The following is a 19662-nucleotide window of genomic DNA, read 5'->3' as shown; positions in this document are numbered from 1 at the left end:
CGCCGTGACCGGCCCGCAGGACGCACCGGACACCGCCGACGAGGACTTTGTCGAGGAGGAGTTCACTCCCGGCGAGGCCGACGGCGGCATGTTCGGCGCGGTCCCGGCAAAGAAGGCCCAGCACTTCTGGCCCTCGGCGAAGCGTCTGATGGGCCTGCTGAAACCCGAACGCGCCGGCATCATCGCCGTCCTGGCGATGGTGACCGTGGCCGTCGTCCTCAACGTCGTCGCGCCCCGCATCCTCGGCCAGGCCATGGACGTGATCTTCGGCGGGGTCGTCGGCAAGCAGCTCCCTGCCGGGGCCACCAAGGACCAGTTCATCGCCGGGCTCCGCGCCCAGGGCCAGGACAACTTCGCGGACATGCTCTCCCGCATGGACGTGATCCCCGGCGTCGGCATCGACTTCCAGAAGCTTGCGTTCCTCATCAGCGTGGTGCTGGTGATGTACTTCGTCGCCAACATCTTCCTCTGGCTGCAGGGCTACGTCCTCAACGTCCTGGTCATGCGGGTGGTGCGCCGGCTGCGGGATGACACCGAGAAGAAACTCAACGCGCTGCCGCTGAACTACTTCGACACCCGCCAGCGCGGCGACGTCCTCTCCCGCGTCACCAACGACGTCGACAACATCCAGCAGGCCCTGCAGCAGGCGTTCGCGCAGCTGGTGAACTCGGCGCTGACCGTGATCGGCATCGTCATCATGATGTTCATCGTGTCCTGGCAGCTGGCCCTGATCGCCCTCATCGCGCTGCCGCTCTCCGGGGTGGCCGCCGGCGTCATCGGCGCGCGCAGCCAGAAGCTCTTTGCCGCGCAGTGGAAGAACACCGGCGAACTCAACGGCCAGATCGAGGAGTCCTTCTCCGGGCACGACCTGGTCCGGGTCTTCGGCCGCGACGCGGACATGCTGGCCCGCTTCGACGAACGGAACGAGGAACTCTACAAGGCCAGCTTCGGCGCCCAGTTCGTCTCCGGCATGATCATGCCGGTCATGCAGTTCGTCTCCTACCTCAGCTACGTGGGCATCGCCGTCGTCGGCGGCCTGCGCGTGGCCTCCGGCGGGATGAGCCTGGGCGACGCCACCGCGTTCATCCAGTACTCCCGCGAGTTCACCCAGCCGCTGGGACAGATGGCCGGCATGGCCAACATGCTGCAGTCCGGCGTCGCCTCCGCCGAGCGCGTGTTCGAGTTCCTCGACGCCGACGAGCAGGATCCGGAGACCGCCACGGACCAGCTGCCGGCCAGGACCGACGGTCACGTGGAGTTCAACCACGTCACCTTCAGCTACACGCCGGACAAGCCGTTGATTGAGGACCTGTCCTTCACCGCCGAACCCGGCCACACCGTCGCGATCGTCGGACCCACCGGCGCCGGCAAGACCACGCTGGTGAACCTGGTGATGCGCTTCTACGAGCTCAACGCCGGCACCATCACCCTGGACGGCGTGGACATCACCCGGCTCAGCCGCGCCGAGCTCCGCTCCAAGGTGGGCATGGTGCTGCAGGACGCCTGGCTGTTCGGCGGCACCATCTACGACAACATCCGCTACGGCAAGCTGGACGCCACCGAGGACCAGATCATGGCCGCCGCGAAGGCCACCTTCGTGGACCGCTTCGTCCGGGCCCTGCCGGACGGGTACGACACGGTCATCGACGAGGAAGGCAACAACGTCAGCGCCGGCGAGAAGCAGCTGATCACCATCGCCCGCGCCTTCGTGGCCGATCCGTCGCTGCTGATCCTGGACGAGGCCACCAGCTCGGTGGACACCCGAACCGAGGCCCTGGTCCAGAAGGCCATGGCCGCGCTGCGGACCGAACGGACCAGCTTCGTGATCGCGCACCGGCTCTCCACCATCCGGGACGCGGACACCATCCTGGTGATGGAGGCAGGCCGGATCGTGGAGCAGGGCCGGCACGCCGAGCTGCTCGAGAGCCAGGGCGCCTACTACCGGCTGTACATGTCCCAGTTCGCCGGTGAGGACGCGGAGGCGGCCCTTGCCGACGCCGCGGGCGGCCCGACGCCGGTGCGCAGCTGAGCGCCGCGACGGCCGGGGGAGCGGAGCCGCGCCGGCTGGAGGTGCGGGTGCCGATGCGCTGGGGCGACATGGACGCTTACGGCCATATCAACAACGTCCAGCTGGTCCGGATCCTGGAGGAGGCGCGCATCGCCGCCTTCGGGCCGCCCGGCGGCACCGGGCTGCCCGGCCTGGAGCCGGTGGTCCCGCTCTTCAGCGAGGTCCCCGCCGGCATCCTGGCGCTGGTGGTCGAACACCGCATCCGCTACGTCCGGACCCTGGAGTACCGCAACATCCCCGCCCTCGTGCAGCTCTGGATCGGCGCGGTCAAGGGTGCCAGCTTCGACATCCATTACCTGGTCCAGGACCCCGTCACCGGCGAGGACTGCGTTAAGGCCAGCAGTCACCTGGCCTTCGTGGACGAGGCCACCGGACGGGTGGTGCGGCTGACCCCGGAGCAGAAGGCCACGCTGGAGCAGTTCACCGCCCACTGACCGCGCGGACCCCCAACTGACTCGCACATCAGGCCGTTTTGAGACCCCAGAACGGCCCCAGCTGCGAGTCAGTTGACCAAGAGGGATGGGGCGGGAGGCCCTTACCGCGGCCGCCCGCCCCGCCCTAGACTGGACGCGCCCCACGGGCATCGGCACAGAACCGACCAGAGCGAGGAGCAGGACCATGGCCAAGCGCAGCAAGGCGGCGGGCAAAAAGAAGACGTGGAAGGAACTCTCGCCGATGGCGAAGTTCGGCACCGTCACGGCGGCCCTCGTGCAGCTTTCCCTTTTGGTCGCGGCGCAGCGGGACATCTCCCGCCGGCCGGCGGAGGAAATCCGCGGCAGCAAGGCGCTCTGGCGGGTAGCCACGCTGGTGAACTTCGTCGGACCCGGCAGCTATTTCACCTTCGGCGTGAAGCGCAGGGCCGGCGGCAAGTAGCCCGCCCGGGCGCCTGGAGAACGCCCCGGACGGCCCGGCGACGGGCCGGCCCGTGATGCGGGCGTTCAGCTTAAGCCTGTAAATTGGAGGGCATGACCCCCCACAAAAAGCCTGCCATGCACCGCGCCCTCGGCATCTCCAAGGAAATCGAAGACGCGGCGTGGTTTGTGCTCGGCCCGGGTCTGCTCGGCAAGGCCTCCCCGCTGGACGGCCGCACCCGGACCTGGTCCGTGGCCGCCGCCTCGGAGCTGCTGGAGCGGCTGGAACGGGGCATCCCGGACCCCAAGGCACCCATGATGACCAACCTGCGGGAAAACCTTGAGGGGGCCACCCGCGGCGCGAAGCAGCTCGCCGTCGAACTGCTCTTCCTGCAGTCCCTCCCGCTGGCCCACGAGGTGAAGTCCCTCAAGGTCAAGCGTGCCCGCGTGGCCGAGGCCGCGTCCTGGCTCGAGCCTCCGCTGGACCTGCCGGAGGAGCTCTACGCCGGCATGACGGACCACGGCGTGATCCGGGACCGCACCGCCGAGTTCAACTGGACCATCTGGGACCACCTGAAATGGCTCTGCCGCTTCGTCCGCCACGTCGCGCAGCGTCCCGCCGGCGTCGTGCAGGCCGCCATCAAGGACCCGCTGGCGTTCCACGAGCTGACCATGGGCACCCCGGATGACCAGCCGGCGATCCGCCGCAGCATCGAATTCCTGGTCTGGCCGGCCTACTTCGAACCGATCGTGGCCGACGTCGAACGCCAGGAGATCCGCGACGCGTTCGCCTCCCTGGTCGGCGGCGCGAAGGGCGATTCGGATGAGGAGATCTCCGCCGACATCCACCGGATCCGCCTGCACCTGGACGAACAGGCCGGCCAGCGGATCGACTGGTACTCCCGGCAGCTGGTCAGCCAGTGGCGCAAGGTGGGGGACCCCGGCCGCCGCGCCTGGCTGCTGCGCAGCCACCACGACAACGCCGAGCTGCTCGCCGCGTGGCAGGACGAGGAAGCGGTGACGCTCGACGTCGAACACCTCCGCCAGCTCGACCCGGGCGTCACCGCGGGCCTGGTCCAGCACGCCGTCGACGAGGACTACAAGCACCTGAGCTACGTCGAGCGCGAGGACACCAAGACCGCCGTCTTCGCCTTCCTGACCGTCATGAAGCCGGGCGACCTCACCCTCTACCAGAGCGCCGGCGCCGTGCGCGTGGGCGTGGTGCTGGGCGAACCCGAACAGAACGAGGACAACCGAAGGCTGCGCCGCAAGGTCCGCTGGTTCGACGGCGACCACCAGCTCGCCGAGTTGCCCCGGCACGTGCAGCGGCAGCTGGCCAGCTCCGGCGTCGTCGTGGACGTCACCCGCGTGATCCAGGCGCTCGAGGCGCTGCTCCCGGCCGAGGCGGAGGGAGATGCCGCAGACGGCGACGAGCCGGCTGCCGTCGTCGAACCCCCGTGCGAGGGCTTCCGGCCCCTGACCCCGGAGTTCGCCGCGACCCTGCACATGGACCTGGAGCCGCTGCAGGAAATCGCCGAAATGCTGGAGGAGAATCGGCAGCTGGTGCTGTACGGCCCGCCCGGCACCGGCAAGACCTACCTGGCCAAGCACCTCGCCGCCGAACTCGCCGGCGACACCGGGGACGAGCGGGTCAAGCTGGTGCAGTTCCACCCTTCCTACGCCTACGAGGACTTCTTCGAGGGCTACCGGCCGGATAAGACCGACGAGGGCCAGGTGTCCTTCAAGCTGGTGGCCGGGCCGCTGCGCCGGCTGGCCGAGGAAGCCGCGAAGCCGGGCAACGAGAAGAAGCCCTACTTCCTGATCATCGATGAGATGAACCGCGCCAACCTGGCGAAGGTCTTCGGCGAGCTGTACTTCCTGCTGGAGTACCGCGACGACCGGATCTACCTGCAGTACAGCCCCACCGAGCCGTTCTCGCTGCCGGACAACCTCTACATCATCGGCACCATGAACACGGCAGACCGCTCCATCGCCATGATGGACGCCGCGATCCGGCGCCGGTTCTCCTTCATCGAGCTGCACCCCAGCACCGAACCGGTCAAGGGGACGCTGCTGCGGTTCCTGCAGGCCCGCGGCCTCGACACGACGCCGGCGCTGCTGCTCGATGAGCTGAACAACGCGATCGACGAGTGGGACCGGGACCTGATGATCGGACCGTCCTACTTCATGAAGAAGGCTGCCCAGACCCCCGCCGGGCTGCGGCGGATCTGGAAGTACGAACTGATGCCGCTGCTCGAGGAGCACTACCACGGTCAGCTGAACCGCGCCCAGCTGCAGGAGCGGTTCGGGCTCGAGCAGTTGATGGGTCGCCTTGCCCGCGTCTAGCGCCCTCCGGGACGGGTACGCCCAGCCGCCGGGCGCCGGGCAGGCCGCCGGGCAGCCGGCCGTCCGGCAGATCGCCATGGACGAGCTGTCCCAGGGCGTGGTGGAGCGCCTCGATCCCGGCAGCGCCGCGTACATCAACGGCAGCGGCCTGGCCAAGGCGTCGCCGCTGGGCATGGGCCTGTTCCGGATCGAACCGGTCGGGAACGTCGGCTCGGTCCGCACCCCCACCGTCCAGCTGGAGGTCCGGCCCAAGGAGCGCCTCGGCCTGGCCCGGCTGCTGTTCCTGCTCGGCTACACCGAGAACCAGGGCTTCCGCGATGACGCCGTCGCCGCCGTGGAGGACGCCGAACTCTGGAGCGCCCTGGCCGAGTCCCTGGCCCAGCTCGCCGACCGGGCGTTGAGCCGAGGCGTCTTGCAGGGGTACCTGAACGTGGATGAATCGCTGCGGACGGTCAAGGGCAGGATCCGGATCTCGGACCAGATTTCCCGCCGGCCCGGTATGCTGGTGCCCCTGGAGGTCTCCTACGATGAATTCACCGAGGACATCCCGGAAAACCGGATCCTGCGCGCGGCCTTGGAGCGGATGTCGCAGGTGCCGGGGGTCCGGGCGGACGTATTGAGCCGGCTGCGGCGGTTGAAGGGCAAGCTCGACGCGGTCACCCGGCTGCAGTCCGGGGCGCCGCTGCCGCCGTGGCGGGCCAGCCGGATGAATGTCCGTTACCACCCGGCGCTGCGCCTGGCCGAACTGATCCTGCGCAACGCCTCGGCCGAGGCCGGCGACGGCAAGCAGCAGGCGGCGTCGTTCGTCGTCGACATGTCCAAGGTGTTTTCCGACTTCGTGGGCGTCGCCCTGCGCGAGGCGATGGGTGCATTTCCGGGGGAGATGCGGCTGCGGTACAACGCCATGTTGAACGAGGCGGTGGACGACGCGGACCGGATCATGGTCCAGCCGGGCGCCGTGCACCTGCTCGGCGGCCGCCCCGTGATGGTGTACGACGCCAAGTACCAGGCCGCGTCCGACGTCGGCGCGTCCCTCTCGGGGGACCACTACCGGATGCTGGCCTACTGCACGTCCCTGCGGGTGCCCACCGCGTGGCTGATCTACCCCGGGTCGGGGGAGATCAAGCTGCGCCGGATACTGAACACGGACATCGACGTGGTGGAGTTCCCGCTTGACCTGTCCCAGCCGCCCGCGCAGATTCTCGCCTCGGTGGCGGACCTTGCCCAGCAGTCCTGGGGCGAAGTCGTACGTCAGGCAACCATCAACCGCTAGGCCGGTGGCCTGTGGTTAGGCCGTGCCGTCCTGCACGGTGGTGGAAACCGAGAGCAGGTGGTTCAGCAGGGCCTTCTCGGGCTGGCCCGGATTGTCCGCCACGTGCTGGCGGAGACGTTCGCGGACGAGTGCCTCGTCGGGGTTCTCGTCGGAAAGAATGGCGTCGATGATGTCGGTCACCTGCCTGCGGAGGGGATCGAGCTCCGACGCGGCCTCCGGACTGCGAACCGCGTGCAGCGGGCGGGCCTCGGTGGACAACAATAGGTGTGGCATCGTGCTTCTCCTGAGGAGTGAGTAGTACCCCCACGTACTGACCGATAGAGTCCTAGTTCCCCGAATGCCGAGTTTAGCCCAGGTGCGCAAGACTGTCTCTGGGCATAGTCCAGATATTTCCGTCGCGAGCATACCGGCACAGATCAGTTCCCCCGAAATCGTCACAAATCCACGACGGCGGGTTGCAGCAAACCGGCGCTGGGGCAGTGCCGGCGAAGCCGAGATTACCGGCCGGTAGGGCCTAGGACGCGGAGGCGGTCCTCGAAGGGTTCGGCGGCGTGTCGTGCGTCACGTCGGCGCCGGGGGCGCGGTGCTTTGTGGTGCCGGCCGTTTCCGGGCCGAGGAAGGATTCCAGCTCGGCTTCCAGCGCGGGGAGATCTTTGATGCGGCACTCCCAGAGGGTGAGGACCTCCCAGCCCAGGTCTTCGAGCCGCTGGCGCTGTTCGGCGTCGCGGGCCTTCGTGCGGCTGCGTTTGGTGTCCCAGAATTCGGCGTTGCTCTTGGGTGCGTGCTGGCCCACGCGGCAGTCGTGGAAATGCCAGAAGCAGCCGTTGACGAAGACGACCTTGCGCCGGCCGGCGAATACGAGGTCCGGGTTGCCCGGGAGCTTGCCGCCCCGGGCGGTGCCGTGGAGGCGGTAGCGGTAGCCCTTGGCGTGCAGCAGCCTTCGGACCAGGAGCTCTGGTTTGGTGTTCTTGCCCCGGATGCGGGACATGTTCCAGCTGCGCCGCTCCGGGGTCAGACTGTCCGCCATGCGTTAAGTCTAGGCAGGGCTGCCGGCTGCGGCCGGCCCTGCCTCTGGTGGTTGGTTCTTCCTGCGGCTCGGCCTTAGATGTCCCGTTCCGGATGTTCGCCGAACTGGAAGTGGCGTCCACTGACGGCGGTGGGGGCGATCTCGACGTAGAAGTCCTTGAGGGTGGGGACCCAGGGCTTGAGCTTTAAGGCCTCTGCGGCGGCGATCTCGGCGGAGTGTTCCAGGGTGCGGGCCGTGCCGCGCACCACCACCGACCACGCTTCTTCGGAGAGGATGCCGTCTGTTTCGAAGAGGACCTTGGCGTTGATGGTCAGCTCGGCAAGTTTATTGCCGGGGGCGGTGCGGAGATAAAGCTTTCGGTCTGCGACGGCGTAATTCACCGGGAAGATGTCCGGCTCGCCGCCGACGGTGACCACCAGACGCCCGTGCTTGGTGCCCTCGACGAGTTTCCAACATTGATCCTCGGTCAGAGTCAGGATCGGTTGACCTTCAGCGTGTTCGAACATCATGGGCCCATTCTTCTATCCGGCGTAGAGGGACGCCAGAGGCCGAAAGGAACTGTTTGGCCGGGATGTGGGCGGTCCGAATGATCTGTGGATAACTCTTACCGGGGGCCTGCGGTTCAGTTACCCTTAGGCATTGTTTGGATTTCAGGCGTCATGATTTTCTATTGGGGGATCAGCTGAACATGCCATTTCATAGTCCAATGCCCCGCCGGCTCAGCGCCGCAGCCGCCCTCTTTCTTGCCGCCCTGGTCGGTACGACGGCCTGCTCGGGCGGACAGTCCCCGCCGGCGCCGACGACGGCGGCCCCCGTGGAGTCGACCGCGTCCGCATCGCCGGGAACGACGTCGGCCACGCCCACTGCCGCTCCCGCCTACAAACCGGCCGATGCCTCCGGCCGCGCCCAGAATGTCCCCGTCCCGGTCTTACCCGAGGCCGCCAAAGCCGAGACCAAGGAAGGACTCGAGGCCTTCGCGAAGTACTGGTTCGAGGTGCTCAGCTACGGCTACGAGACCGGAGATGTGAGCCGGCTGGATGCGATGACCAGTGTCGATTGTCGATCATGCGAGAAAGCTAAAGCCGTCATCTCCGGTTGGCATGCCGAGGGGCGGTGGCTAGCCGGCGGGCGGACTCAGACTCCGTCCGTTAGTACGACGTTCAGGGTTGCGCCGGACGGAAACTACCAAGTGGCAATCCAGGTTTCGCAGTCGGCAATTTCTTATTACAACGCTGACGGAAGTCTGTTTCGCTCCGATCCCAAGCCCGACGACTCTGGAAACTTGATGCTGGCGGTGTTTCGACAAGGGGCGTGGTTCGTCAACAACATTCAACGCATTGTTGGCTAAGCCGTGGCAAATTTATTGGCCTCTGCACTAAGACTTGTCATATGTGCTGTGGCGCTACATTGGACGCCCTTTAGCCCGATCTCAGAAGCACCAACTCCGCCAATAACTGGTGACTGGGGCGACGACACAGTCGATGTTGGCGGCTGGATGGTCGATCCAGAAACAGGGAACTTCCTTTGGGCTCAGCCCGGTGCATTGGCAAACGACCCCTACCAATACAAATACGAACTCCAATGTCATCTTGGCGGTGGAGAGTTCGATACCGTCTGCCTTGGCGACCTGGTCGACTGCAAATCCGGGCCCGACGGCAAACCGGGAATTCCCGTGGTGTGGCTCAAAGCGCCGGCGGGCGTGCCCAATCCGGTGTGGAGCTTCCACTCCGGGCCAACTTGTCTCTTCGATCCAAAACCGGCGGATCTGCTGCCGCGCATCGCCGCGATGATCCAGACCGAGTTCCAGAAGTTGGCGATCAATCCCGGGCAGGCCACCGCACAACCCAGCCCGCATACGCTCCGCGGAGCCGAAACCAATTTCTTCGCCCAGTCGGCGGCGCAGCAGTTCGACATCACCATTCTGAATCAGGCCGTCCATGTCACCGCGACACCCGTCCAGTACACCTGGACGTACGGCGACGGCACCTCGCTGGGACCCACCCCGGCGGCCGGCGGCCCGCTGCCGCAGGAACGCTGGGGAGAGAAGACCTCCACCAGTCACGCCTACGCCGAGACCGGTGACTTCGGCGTCGTTCTCACCACCCACTTCCAGGGAACGTACTCGGTCAACGGCGGGCCGCCGCTGCCCATCCCCGGGCAGGGGCAGTTCAGCGGTCCCTCGCAGACTGTCAGCGTGTGGCGGTCCATCACCCGGAACTTTGCCGACGACTGCCTCCGCAACCCGCAAGGCCAGGGCTGTCCCGCCGGAGCCCCGCCGTCCCCCTGACAGGCCGCCGTCGCCCTGATCGCCCTCTGACCCCGGCCGGAAAGTGATTCGAGTCTCAGCCGGAATAGTTGCATGCGCCTCCTTGCTGTTCTACGTGGACATCATCCACAGCGAAAGGAACCGCGCATGCTGTTTTCCACTTTGACCGTTGGCCAAATGGAGCTCCCGAACCGACTCGTCATGGCGCCGCTGACTCGCCTGCGCTCCGGCAAGGAAGGCGTCCCGGGCCCGCTGGTGGCTGAGCACTACCGGCAGCGCGCATCGCTCGGCCTGATCGTCAGCGAGGGCACGTACCCCAGCGAAGCCGGCCGTGGATTCCCGGGCCAGCCCGGCCTGGTCACCGAGGAACAGCTCAAGGGCTGGGCCGACGTCACCGCCGCCGTTCACGCTGAGGGCGGCCGCATTTTCGCCCAGGTCATGCACGCCGGCCGTGTCACCCACGAGGCCACCACCGGCGGCCACGAGGTCGTCGCCCCCAGCGCCATCGCGATCGACGGCGTCACTCGCACCTACGAAGGCAAGCAGTCCTTCCCGGTACCGCGCGCCCTCACCACCGACGAACTGCCGTCTATCCGCGACGAATTCGTCCGCGCATCCCGCAACGCCATCGAGGCGGGCTTCGACGGCGTCGAGCTGCACTCGGCAAACGGCTACCTGCTGCACGAATTCCTGACCCCCGCCGCCAACCAGCGCGATGACATCTACGGTGGTTCCCCCGAGAACCGCGCACGCTTCGTCATCGAGGTGGCCCAGGCCGTCGTCGACGCCGTGGGCGCGGACCGCGTGGGCATCCGCATCTCCCCGGAGCACAACGTCCAGGGTGCCACCGAGACCGATGCAGTTGACGTCCGCGAAACGTACGGCATCCTGGTGGACGCCCTTTCGCCGCTGAAGCTGGCTTACCTGAGCGTCCTGCACAAGGACGCCGACAGTGAGCTGGTCAAGGACCTGCGCGCCCGCTTCGACGGCCCGTTCCTGCTGAACACGGGCTTCGGCGTCATCACCACCCGTGACGAGGCCGTCTCGCTGGTCGCCGACGGCCACGCCGACGCCGTCGTCGTGGGCCGCCCGGCCATCGCGAACCCGGACCTGGCCCGCCGCTGGCGTGAAGGGCTGCCGGTCAACGAGCCGGACCAGTCCACGTTCTACGCCGACGGCGCCGAGGGTTACACGGATTACCCGTTCTACCAGAACTAAATCCCGGCGGCCCCGAATGCAACGGGGCGCCAGCAGGCGGCGGAGAGGAAGTGCCTTCCTCCCCGCCGCCTGGCGTTTAACCGCAGGTACCGGTCCCCACCGAGCGCTGACACAGGGCAATGAAGCTTCCCAGTTGCTCCAGCGACGCCGGCTGCGGCGGCAGATAGTGGGTCAGTTCCGGCGACCGGACGATCACGGCGCGCCACTGCCCCCGGGACACGGCCACGTTGATCCGGTTGCGGGAAAGCAGGAATTCCATGCCGCGCGGTGCGTCGGCCACGGCCGAGCAGGCCATCGACACCAGCACCACCGCCGCCTCCTGGCCCTGGAACTTGTCCACCGTGCCCACCCGGACCCCGCCCAGGCCGGCACGGCTCAGCGCCTCGCGGATGAGGTTGACCTGCGCGTTGTAGGCGGCCACCACCAGGATGTCCGCTGTCCCCAACGGCCGGCTCTCTTCCGGGGTGTGCCACATCAGGCCGAGGTGCCGCCGGAACTGGCGGACGACCTCCGCCGCTTCCTCCGCGGACGAGGTGGTGTTGCCGGCGTGCGGGACCATGACCGTCTCGATTCCGGCCGGGACCCCGTCGAGGTGGCGCTGGTCGGCTGCCGGCGCCGACCGCAGGCGGCCGTCGTAGGCGAGCTCCGAGACGGCCCGGCAGAGCGCCGAGTTCATCCGCCAGGAGTCGGCCAGGAAGTAGCCGAGCTCCGGCGGGAGTGTCGCGTGCCCCGCTGAGATCCAGCCGAGCGCCGATTCGTCCACGGGCTCCGGGTGCTGGCCCTGGCTGACCTGCGGCAGTTGCTGCGGGTCGCCGAGCAGCAAGAGTCTGCTGCTGGCCTGGGCCACCGCCAGGGTGTTGGCCAACGAGAACTGCCCGGCCTCGTCGATCACCAGCAGGTCCAGGGCTCCAGCCGGGACAGTGGCGCCGGTTAGGGTCCAGGCGGTGCCGCCGATCAGAGCCCCACCCCGCGAGGCGAGTAGCGCGGACACGTCCTTGGCGCTCCGGGCCTCCCAGGGGAGCGGCTCGGAGTGCTTCACGTCCTTGGCCACGAGGGCGGGGCTCACGCCGGCCGAAATGGCGGTGCCGAGGAGGTGCTCCACCACGGAGTGGGATTGTCCGACGACGCCGATCTTCCAGCCGCGCTCGACCAGCCGGGCGATGACGCGGGCACCCACGTAGGTCTTTCCCGTCCCGGGAGGGCCCTGCACGGCAAGGTAGGAGCGGTCCAGACCCAGCACGGCGCCGGTGATGGCGTCGATAAACCGGTCCGGCCCCTCTCCGGGCTGCGGCAACGGTGAGCCTCCAGCCAGCCGGGGCGGCAGCCTGCGGACGAGATCGAGGGCCGGGTGCCGCGGTAGGGTTCCCGACTCCAGCCCCGCGGCGACGTCGGCGGCCAACGTTTCCAGCGCCTGCTCCAGGCTCTTGGTGGCGATCGGCTGGTCCTCGGTGAGCGCGATCGGCAGGTCAGCGTAAGGCTCGATGTTTCGGTGCAGCCGGTCCCGGATGATGACCGTGTCCTTGCCGTCCTCGTCGCCCAGTTCCAGGACTTCGGTGCCGAACCAGCCGTTGCGGCCGGTCCCGCTCTTGCCGGTGCTTTCAAGTCCGGCGGGCAGCGGGCGGCCGTACATCCGGAACCACTTGCTGCCCTCGCGCAGGTCCGATCCCGGGCTGATGGTGCCGGTCAACTTCACCCGGCGCTCCGGCAGTTTCCGGCCTTCCTGATGCCAGTCGTCCAGGATCTCCGCGGTTTCGACCAGGAAGACGTTCCGGTCTTCACCATGGGTCTCCGGTCCCAGTTCGCACCGGTCGAAATGAGCCCACCAGAACGATTTCCGTTCCCTCCGGTGGTAACTGACGGCGGCGGCCAGCATGGCGACGGCCTTGCGGTCGTCCTCTGCCAGGCCCGAGTCGGGTGCGGCGAAACGGAGGAGTGTAGCTTCGGCCGGGCCCACCGGCTCCGCGGCACCCGTCTCATCTCCGCCGGCGTCGGCAGCTACCGCTCCAGCGGAGCCGGACCCCGCAGCCGAGCCGTCGCCAGCCGTCGCCGGACCGTCCGTACCGTCCGCCGCGGGGGAGATGCCGCGTTCGGCCGCCCGCCGCAGCAGCCAGTCCCGCAGCTCCAAGGTCGAGAGGCAGTCGTACTCGTTGTAGTCCGAGATCCCGGCCAGGATCGCCGCCGCCTCCTCGTCCCGTCCGGCGTCGCGAGCCTCGCAGTACTGGGCGTAGGCCACCACGGAGGCGCCCGCGTCCTTGACGTCCCCGGTGCGGAGGTTGCTGCCCATGTAGAGCGGCTCGAGCCGCTTGATGCTGTAGGAGTTCTCCGAGATCCGAATGCTGTTGCGGACCGTCTGGTACAGGTCCACCAGCAGTCCGTCGCGCAGCCACTGGTCCACGGTGTCCTCGCCGGCGACGTGCTGCACCGAGAGCTTCCGCAGCGCCGTTTTCTCGTACGGCGCGTAGTGGTAGACGTGCATGTCGGGAAACTCGCTGCGGCGCTTCTCGACGTAGTCCAGGAAGTCCAGGAACGCCTGCTTCTCCGCCTCCCGGCTGTGTGCCCAGAACGGACGGAAGACCCCCGGTACGCCGGGCGAGACGGGCGCCTCGATGACGCCGAAGAGGTATTCCAGCCCCCATATCCCGGTGGCCGCGTCCTGCCAGAGCGGGTCGCCCTCGAAGTCGAAGAAGATGTCCCCGGGGCTGGGCGGCGGCAGTTCCGCCAGCGTGTTCTGACCCAGCACGGCGTAGCGCAGCGTGTGCTCCTCGCCGTCCTTGCGGTAAGTGACCTCCCCGTCTACCGGGCCGCGCCCGCTCTGGATCCGGGCCTGTTCCTGCAGCCGCAGCAGCGTGGAGGAGGCGCCGGTCAGGTTGGCCTCCGCGAGCTGCGCCACCGTGAAAATGCCCAGTGCGTGCAGGTTTTTCCGCTGCACCGCGTTCATCCGCGCCACGAGCAGCAGGTCGTCCGTGGCGGCCACCTGCTCCCGGCAGTAGTCGCAGCGTCCGCAGGCGCTGATCCCCTCCGCGCCCCAGGCGACGGGCCCGGGCCGGGCCGCGTGCGCCCCGGTCAGGGTAAGGAACCGTTCGCGCCGTTCCCGGAAAACCGGCAGTATCTCCGCCAGCTTGTGGTGGCTGCGGACGTAGTCGAAGCCGCCGCCGGGCAACGGCACGGTGGCGCCGAGGACCAGGGTGACGTTCGGGGCGACGTCGATCCCGGCCTTGAGCAGCTGGTCACCGTAGGCGGCCAGCTGCAGCAGGGCGGTCACCTTGGCGTGGCGGGCCAGCTTGGTGTCGAACACCGCGTAGGCACCGTCGTCCTGACGGACCAGGAAATCGGAGCGGCCGTGGAACTGCCCGTCGAAGAAGGCGGCCTGGAAGACGACGCCGGCGCCGGCCCGCAGCGCTGCGATCGACTCCTCGTGCTTGGCCACCAGGGTGGCGCGCTCCATGCCCTCGGCGGGAACGACGTCGTACACCCCGGCCCCGCAGGCAGCATCCCAGGGGCCGAACTCCGCGACGAAGGTGTCCAGCACCTTGTGTTCGTGCACGTCGCCCAGCGCAGCCGCGTGCCGGAGCATCTCGTCCGGGCCGAAGTCGGCCTTCGCCGCCCGGCCGAGCTTCTCGTCCAGCTTGCGCAGCAGCTGATACTCGCACTCTGCGGCCACCACCAGGTCGCTCGCGGAGTAGACCAGGTCCGGGGCCGCGCCGGGTACTTCCGGTTCAAGGAAAAACACTGTGTCCCCGCCTCGTCTCTGTCCGCCGTGCCTCTTTTGCCAAGCTACCAAAGCCCACCGACAACAAAGCCGCCGGGCCCCTGGCACGCGGCCAGGTCTGGCCGCGCCGCGAGGACCGGCGTAGGGTCGGATTACCATGACCGAACAGCAGCCCTTTGACCTGGTGCGGAGCTATCCGCACTTCGAACTCCGCCGCTACCCCGCCCATGTTGTCGCCGAGGTGCAGGTCAACGCCCGGTTCGACCGGGCCGGAAACGCGGCCTTCCGCTACCTCTTCAATTACATCAGCGGCGCCAACACCGCCGGGCAGAAGGTGGCCATGACCGCCCCGGTACTGCAGGCTTCCGGATCCGGGCAGAAAATCGCCATGACCGCACCCGTGCTGCAGCAGGGTCCGCTGCCCGGCAGCGACGGCCCGGCGGACTTCGCCGTGGCGTTCGTGCTCCCGGCCGGTATGACGGCGGAGACGGCGCCGGTGCCCACCAGCCCCGAGGTGCACATCCGTTCCGTGCCCGGGTCCCTGGCCGCGGCCGTCCGGTTCTCCGGCGCCGGAACCGAGGACGCGTTCCGGCGCCGCCTCGAGGGCCTGCACGCGGCGCTGGGCCTCGCCGGCCTCACCCCCGTGGGACCGCCGCGGTTCGCCCGGTTCGACCCGCCGTTCAAGCCCTGGTTCCTGCGCCATAACGAGGTGGTCCAGGACGTGCGGGAGCCCGGATAGGGCAAAATGGCTGGGTGAACTCCAGCTCCCAGCACCGTCCAGCCACCGCCATCGACACCCTGATTGCCGAGGAGCTGGGCGTCAAGGCCTGGCAGGTAGCGGCGGCGGTGGCCCTGCTCGACGGCGGCTCCACGGTGCCCTTCATCGCCCGGTACCGCAAGGAAGCCACCGGCACCCTGGATGATACGCAGCTGCGCACCCTGGAGGAGCGCCTCCGCTACCTGCGCGAACTCGAGGACCGCCGCCGGACCATCCTCGAGGCGATCGCCGCCCAGGGCGCGTTGACCTCGGAGCTGGAGGCAGCCGTCGTCGGGGCCGAGACCAAGTCCCGGCTCGAAGACATCTACCTGCCGTTCAAATCCAAGCGCCGCACCAAGGCCCAGGCCGCCCGCGAGGCCGGGTTGGAGCCGCTCGCGGACACGCTGCTCCGGCACCCGGACCGCGACCCGGAGCGGGAGGCGGCCCGCTACCTCAACCCCGAGCACGCCGTTGGGGACGCCGCCGCCGCACTCGCCGGCGCCCGGTCCATCCTGGTCGAACGCGTCGCCCAGGACGCCGACCTGGCCGAGACGCTGCGGGAGCGGCTCTGGACCCAGGGCCGGATGGTTTCCCGCGTGAAGAAGGGCAAGGAGGCGGAGGGCCAGAAGTTCAAGGACTACTTCGAGTTCGCCCAGGCTCCGGCCGGCATGCCCTCCCACCGGGTCCTCGCGCTGCTGCGCGGTGAGAAGGACGGCGTGCTGGAGCTGGACCTGAGCGAGGCGGCTCCGGACGACGACGCCGCCCTGGCCGCCGCCCGCGCCCGCTACGAGGCCGCCATGGCCAGGTTCCTCGGCGTCGCCGACCGCGGCCGCCCCGCCGACGCCTGGCTGCTGCAGACCGCGCAGCAGGCGTGGCGCTCCCGGGTCCTGACCCGGCTGAGCGGTGACCTGCGGAGCCGGATGTTCGCCGCCGCGGAGGACGAGGCCGTGCGGGTCTTCGCCGCGAACCTCCGCGACGTGCTGCTCGCCGCCCCGGCCGGGAACAAGGCCACCCTGGGCCTGGACCCGGGACTGCGGACCGGTGTGAAGGTCGCCGTCGTGGACGGCACCGGCAAGGTCGTCGCCACTGACACGGTCTACCCGCACGCACCGGCCCGGAAATGGGACGAGGCGCTCCGCACCCTCACCGCCCTGGCCCGCAAACACGAGGTAGAGCTGGTCGCGATCGGCAACGGCACCGCCTCACGGGAGACGGACAAGCTCGCGGCCGAATTGATCAAGCAGCTCGGTGCCGGAGGCACCTCCCCGCAGAAGCTCGTCGTCTCCGAGGCCGGTGCGTCCGTCTACTCCGCCTCGGCGCTCGCCGCAGCGGAGCTGCCCGGAATGGACGTTTCCCTGCGCGGCGCCGTCTCGATCGCCCGGCGGCTGCAGGACCCGCTCGCGGAGCTGGTGAAGATCGAACCCAAGTCGATCGGCGTCGGCCAGTACCAGCACGACGTGACGGCGTCGAAGCTGGACCGCAGCCTGGACGCCGTCGTCGAAGACTGCGTGAACGCGGTCGGCGTGGACGTCAACACCGCCTCCCCGGCGCTGCTCAGCCGGGTGGCCGGCGTCGGGCCGCTGCTGAGCGAGAACATCGTGGCGTACCGGAACGAGCATGGGCCCTTCGCCAAGCGCAGCGAGCTGAAGAAGGTCCCCCGGCTGGGTGCCAAGGCCTTCGAACAGTGCGCCGGGTTCCTGCGGATCAGCGGGGGAGCGGAGCCGCTGGATGCCTCCAGCGTCCACCCGGAGTCCTACCCGCTGGCGCGCCGGATCAAGGCCGCCGCCGGTGCAGGCAGCGTCGCGGTGCTGAACCCGCAGGACTTCGTGGACGGCAGCTTTGGCCTGCCCACGGTGCGGGACATCATCGCCGAACTGGACAAGCCCGGCCGTGACCCGCGGCCCGAGTTTGCCGCGGCGAGCTTCCGCGAGGGCGTGGAGAAGATCTCGGACCTGGTGCCGGGCATGGTGCTGGAGGGGACCGTCACCAACGTGGCGGCGTTCGGCGCGTTCGTCGACGTCGGGGTGCACCAGGACGGGCTGGTCCACGTCTCCGCGCTGGCCAACCGGTTCGTCGCCGACCCGCATGAGGTGGTCAAATCCGGCCAGGTGGTCCGGGTCAAGGTGCTCGAGGCCGACCCCGAGCGCAAGCGCATCTCCCTAACGTTGCGGATCGACGACGAACCCGGCGGCGGTGCACCGCGCCAGGGCGGCGGGAGTGAGCGCGGGGGCCAGGCCGGCGGTGCACCGCGCCAGGGCGGCGGCGACCGGCAGGGCGGGGCCGGCGGCGAGCGTCGGGGCCAGCGCGGGCCACGGCCGGCGTCGGCTCCGAAGGCGCCTGCCGCCCCGGCGCCGGGGAACACGGCGATGGCCGAAGCCCTTCGGCGGGCGGGACTAGGGGAGTAGCGCCTACCGTTCGTCGCGAAAATGCTACCGCTCATCGTGAAACCGCCCGTCGTGACTTCGGAACCTCGACGCCGACGTGTGATCTGCACCATGATTGCCGAAGGCAACGGCCCAAGTGAGGCCTTTCGCCTCTGTGCCCCGGGGAGGCGCAGATCAATCTGCGGGGACGGCGTCGTCTCCGACTGAGCAAGGGGAGCACCAATGGGCTGGCTGGACCGTGACCGCACAATCGCCCCTCCGGGGTTCAACCGCTGGCTGGTTCCGCCCGCCGCGCTCGCCGTGCACCTGTGCATCGGCCAGGCTTACGCCACCAGCGTGTACAAGACCGCCCTGGTCAAACACTTTGGCGCCAGCCTGACCGAGATCGGCATCATCTTCTCCATCGCCATCGTGATGCTGGGCCTCTCCGCCGCCATCATGGGCACCTGGGTGGACAAGAACGGCCCGCGCAAGGCCATGTTCACCTCGGCCATGTTCTGGGCCAGCGGCTTCCTGATCGGCTCCCTCGGCATCTTCACCCGCCAGCTGTGGCTGGTCTACCTGGGCTACGGCGTGGTGGGCGGTATAGGCCTGGGCATCGGCTACATCTCGCCGGTGTCCACCCTGATCAAATGGTTCCCGGACCGGCCGGGCCTGGCCACCGGCATGGCAATCATGGGCTTCGGCGGCGGCGCGCTGATCGCCAGCCCCGTCTCCACCGCCCTGCTGAAGGCCTACGACCCCAACTCCGGCGCCCAGGGCTGGGTGGCCAGCGGCGACGCCGTCGGCAAACTCTTCCTGACCCTCGCCGTCGTCTACCTCGCCTATATGCTCTTCGGCGCGTTCACCATCAAGGTCCCCGCGGACGGCTGGAAGCCCGCCGGCTTCGACCCGTCCAAGGTCAAGGCCGCGAAGCTGGTCACCACGGACAATGTCTCGGCCAAGAACGCGGTGAAGACCCCGCAGTTCTGGCTGGTTTGGGTGGCGCTGTTCTGCAACGTCACCGCTGGCATCGGCATCCTGGAGCAGGCCGCTCCGATGATCCAGGACTTCTTCCGCCAGCCCGGCGGCACCTCACTGGTCAGCGCCGCCGTCGCCGCCGGTTTCGTGGGGCTGCTGTCCATCGGCAACATGGCCGGCCGCTTCGCCTGGTCCGCCACCTCCGACGTCACCGGCCGCAAGCGCATCTACATGGTGTACCTGGGCGTCGGCGCCGTGCTGTACGTGCTGCTGGCGCTGGCCGGGTCCTCCACCACCATCCTCTACGTGGCGCTGGCGTTCCTGATCATCTCCTTCTACGGCGGCGGCTTCGCGACCGCCCCGGCCTACCTGCGGGACCTCTTCGGGACCTTCCAGGTGGGCGCGATCCACGGCCGGCTGCTGACCGCCTGGTCCGCCGCCGGCGTCGCCGGGCCGCTGATCGTCAACGCGTTCCTCGACGCCCAGGGCACCCCGGGCAAGCTCAATGCCGCTTCCTACCAGCCGGCGCTGCTGACCATGGTGGCCCTGCTGGTGGTGGGCTTCGTGGCCAACCTGATGGTCAAGCCCGTCGCTGCCCGTTTCCACGAACCCCGTCCCGAGAGCAACCGCTCCACCGAACCCGCTATGGAGGCCTGAGATGAGCACCCAGCACCCGCACGGAGCCGACACCCCCGTTAACGCGTCCCCCGCCCGGCTGACCATCGCGTGGGCCTTGGTGGGCCTGCCGCTGGCTTACGGCGTTTACGAGACGCTGACCAAAGTGACGGCGCTGTTCGGCTGAG

16 protein-coding genes are annotated in these 19662 nt (G+C 68.7%); 12 read left to right on the top strand and 4 right to left on the bottom strand.

Features of this window, described 5'->3' with window-relative positions; all coding sequences use genetic code 11:
• Nucleotides 1–88: 88 nt before the first annotated feature.
• The 5 genes from QWJ39_RS14890 to QWJ39_RS14870 all read left to right on the top strand — a co-directional run bounded on the left by QWJ39_RS14890 (nt 89) and on the right by QWJ39_RS14870 (nt 6538).
• The gene (locus QWJ39_RS14890) at nt 89–2029 is read left to right on the top strand and encodes an ABC transporter ATP-binding protein (RefSeq protein ID WP_290258797.1); all 1941 of its coding nucleotides are present in this window, start codon (nt 89–91) and stop codon (nt 2027–2029) included.
• Between the two features lie 53 nt (nt 2030–2082).
• The gene (locus tag QWJ39_RS14885; protein WP_290258796.1) at nt 2083–2502 is read left to right on the top strand and encodes a thioesterase family protein; all 420 of its coding nucleotides are present in this window, start codon (nt 2083–2085) and stop codon (nt 2500–2502) included.
• Between the two features lie 184 nt (nt 2503–2686).
• Nucleotides 2687–2941, top strand: coding sequence for a hypothetical protein (locus tag QWJ39_RS14880; RefSeq protein WP_290258646.1), 255 nt, complete (start codon nt 2687–2689; stop codon nt 2939–2941).
• A gap of 92 nt (nt 2942–3033) precedes the next feature.
• Complete coding sequence (locus tag QWJ39_RS14875) at nt 3034–5265, top strand: AAA family ATPase (protein WP_290258645.1); 2232 nt, start codon at nt 3034–3036, stop codon at nt 5263–5265.
• Between the two features lie 76 nt (nt 5266–5341).
• Nucleotides 5342–6538, top strand: a complete 1197-nt coding sequence (locus QWJ39_RS14870) for a restriction endonuclease (RefSeq protein WP_290258795.1) — start codon at nt 5342–5344, stop codon at nt 6536–6538.
• 15 nt (nt 6539–6553) lie between these two features.
• Here QWJ39_RS14870 and QWJ39_RS14865 read toward each other — a convergent pair whose 3' ends face one another.
• The 3 genes from QWJ39_RS14865 to QWJ39_RS14855 form a co-directional block, all read right to left on the bottom strand.
• Nucleotides 6554–6811: a hypothetical protein gene (locus QWJ39_RS14865; RefSeq protein WP_290258644.1), complete on the bottom strand. Its 258-nt coding sequence runs from the start codon at nt 6809–6811 to the stop codon at nt 6554–6556.
• A 241-nt stretch (nt 6812–7052) separates the two neighbouring features.
• A complete protein-coding gene (locus QWJ39_RS14860; protein ID WP_290258643.1) occupies nt 7053–7565 on the bottom strand; it encodes a very short patch repair endonuclease in 513 nt (170 codons plus the stop codon).
• Nucleotides 7566–7639: 74 nt separating this feature from the next.
• Complete coding sequence (locus tag QWJ39_RS14855; RefSeq protein WP_290258642.1) at nt 7640–8074, bottom strand: pyridoxamine 5'-phosphate oxidase family protein; 435 nt, start codon at nt 8072–8074, stop codon at nt 7640–7642.
• 161 nt (nt 8075–8235) lie between these two features.
• Between QWJ39_RS14855 and QWJ39_RS14850 the strand changes: the two genes are divergently transcribed.
• The 3 genes from QWJ39_RS14850 to QWJ39_RS14840 all read left to right on the top strand — a co-directional run bounded on the left by QWJ39_RS14850 (nt 8236) and on the right by QWJ39_RS14840 (nt 11049).
• A complete protein-coding gene (locus QWJ39_RS14850) occupies nt 8236–8913 on the top strand; it encodes a DUF6318 family protein (protein ID WP_290258641.1) in 678 nt (225 codons plus the stop codon).
• Nucleotides 8914–9060: 147 nt separating this feature from the next.
• A complete protein-coding gene (locus tag QWJ39_RS14845; protein WP_290258640.1) occupies nt 9061–9852 on the top strand; it encodes a hypothetical protein in 792 nt (263 codons plus the stop codon).
• A gap of 126 nt (nt 9853–9978) precedes the next feature.
• Complete coding sequence (locus QWJ39_RS14840; protein WP_290258639.1) at nt 9979–11049, top strand: alkene reductase; 1071 nt, start codon at nt 9979–9981, stop codon at nt 11047–11049.
• A gap of 76 nt (nt 11050–11125) precedes the next feature.
• Here QWJ39_RS14840 and QWJ39_RS14835 read toward each other — a convergent pair whose 3' ends face one another.
• Nucleotides 11126–14779 carry a bifunctional RecB family nuclease/DEAD/DEAH box helicase gene (locus QWJ39_RS14835; RefSeq protein WP_290258638.1) on the bottom strand — a complete coding sequence of 1218 codons (3654 nt, stop codon included), beginning with the start codon at nt 14777–14779 and terminating at the stop codon, nt 11126–11128.
• A gap of 136 nt (nt 14780–14915) precedes the next feature.
• Here QWJ39_RS14835 and QWJ39_RS14830 point away from each other — a divergent pair, with 136 nt between their 5' ends.
• From QWJ39_RS14830 to QWJ39_RS14815, 4 genes are all read left to right on the top strand, one after another.
• Nucleotides 14916–15497, top strand: a complete 582-nt coding sequence (locus QWJ39_RS14830) for a heme-binding protein (RefSeq protein WP_290258636.1) — start codon at nt 14916–14918, stop codon at nt 15495–15497.
• 14 nt (nt 15498–15511) lie between these two features.
• A complete protein-coding gene (locus tag QWJ39_RS14825) occupies nt 15512–17920 on the top strand; it encodes a Tex family protein (protein WP_290258635.1) in 2409 nt (802 codons plus the stop codon).
• A 201-nt stretch (nt 17921–18121) separates the two neighbouring features.
• Nucleotides 18122–19516, top strand: coding sequence for an OFA family MFS transporter (locus tag QWJ39_RS14820; protein ID WP_290258634.1), 1395 nt, complete (start codon nt 18122–18124; stop codon nt 19514–19516).
• 1 nt (nt 19517) lies between these two features.
• Nucleotides 19518–19661, top strand: coding sequence for a hypothetical protein (locus QWJ39_RS14815; RefSeq protein ID WP_290258633.1), 144 nt, complete (start codon nt 19518–19520; stop codon nt 19659–19661).
• The last annotated feature ends 1 nt before the right edge of the window (nt 19662 follow it).

Origin of the sequence: Arthrobacter sp. YD4 (genome assembly GCF_030410515.1) — a bacterium.
In the GTDB taxonomy this organism is placed as follows: Bacteria; Actinomycetota; Actinomycetes; order Actinomycetales; family Micrococcaceae; genus Arthrobacter.
This window is presented reverse-complemented; position numbering and strand designations above follow the sequence as displayed.

Excerpts from the sequence above, each read along its gene's own strand:
- QWJ39_RS14890 (WP_290258797.1), top strand. The coding sequence starts at position 89 with ATGTTCGGCGCGGTCCCGGCAAAGAAGGCCCAGCACTTCTGGCCCTCG.
- QWJ39_RS14885 (WP_290258796.1), top strand. The coding sequence starts at position 2,083 with ATGCGCTGGGGCGACATGGACGCTTACGGCCATATCAACAACGTCCAG.
- QWJ39_RS14880 (WP_290258646.1), top strand. The coding sequence starts at position 2,687 with ATGGCCAAGCGCAGCAAGGCGGCGGGCAAAAAGAAGACGTGGAAGGAA.
- QWJ39_RS14875 (WP_290258645.1), top strand. The coding sequence starts at position 3,034 with ATGACCCCCCACAAAAAGCCTGCCATGCACCGCGCCCTCGGCATCTCC.
- QWJ39_RS14870 (WP_290258795.1), top strand. The coding sequence starts at position 5,342 with ATGGACGAGCTGTCCCAGGGCGTGGTGGAGCGCCTCGATCCCGGCAGC.
- QWJ39_RS14865 (WP_290258644.1), bottom strand. The coding sequence starts at position 6,811 with ATGCCACACCTATTGTTGTCCACCGAGGCCCGCCCGCTGCACGCGGTT.
- QWJ39_RS14860 (WP_290258643.1), bottom strand. The coding sequence starts at position 7,565 with ATGGCGGACAGTCTGACCCCGGAGCGGCGCAGCTGGAACATGTCCCGC.
- QWJ39_RS14855 (WP_290258642.1), bottom strand. The coding sequence starts at position 8,074 with ATGATGTTCGAACACGCTGAAGGTCAACCGATCCTGACTCTGACCGAG.
- QWJ39_RS14845 (WP_290258640.1), top strand. The coding sequence starts at position 9,061 with ATGGTCGATCCAGAAACAGGGAACTTCCTTTGGGCTCAGCCCGGTGCA.
- QWJ39_RS14840 (WP_290258639.1), top strand. The coding sequence starts at position 9,979 with ATGCTGTTTTCCACTTTGACCGTTGGCCAAATGGAGCTCCCGAACCGA.
- QWJ39_RS14830 (WP_290258636.1), top strand. The coding sequence starts at position 14,916 with ATGACCGAACAGCAGCCCTTTGACCTGGTGCGGAGCTATCCGCACTTC.
- QWJ39_RS14820 (WP_290258634.1), top strand. The coding sequence starts at position 18,122 with ATGGGCTGGCTGGACCGTGACCGCACAATCGCCCCTCCGGGGTTCAAC.
- QWJ39_RS14815 (WP_290258633.1), top strand. The coding sequence starts at position 19,518 with ATGAGCACCCAGCACCCGCACGGAGCCGACACCCCCGTTAACGCGTCC.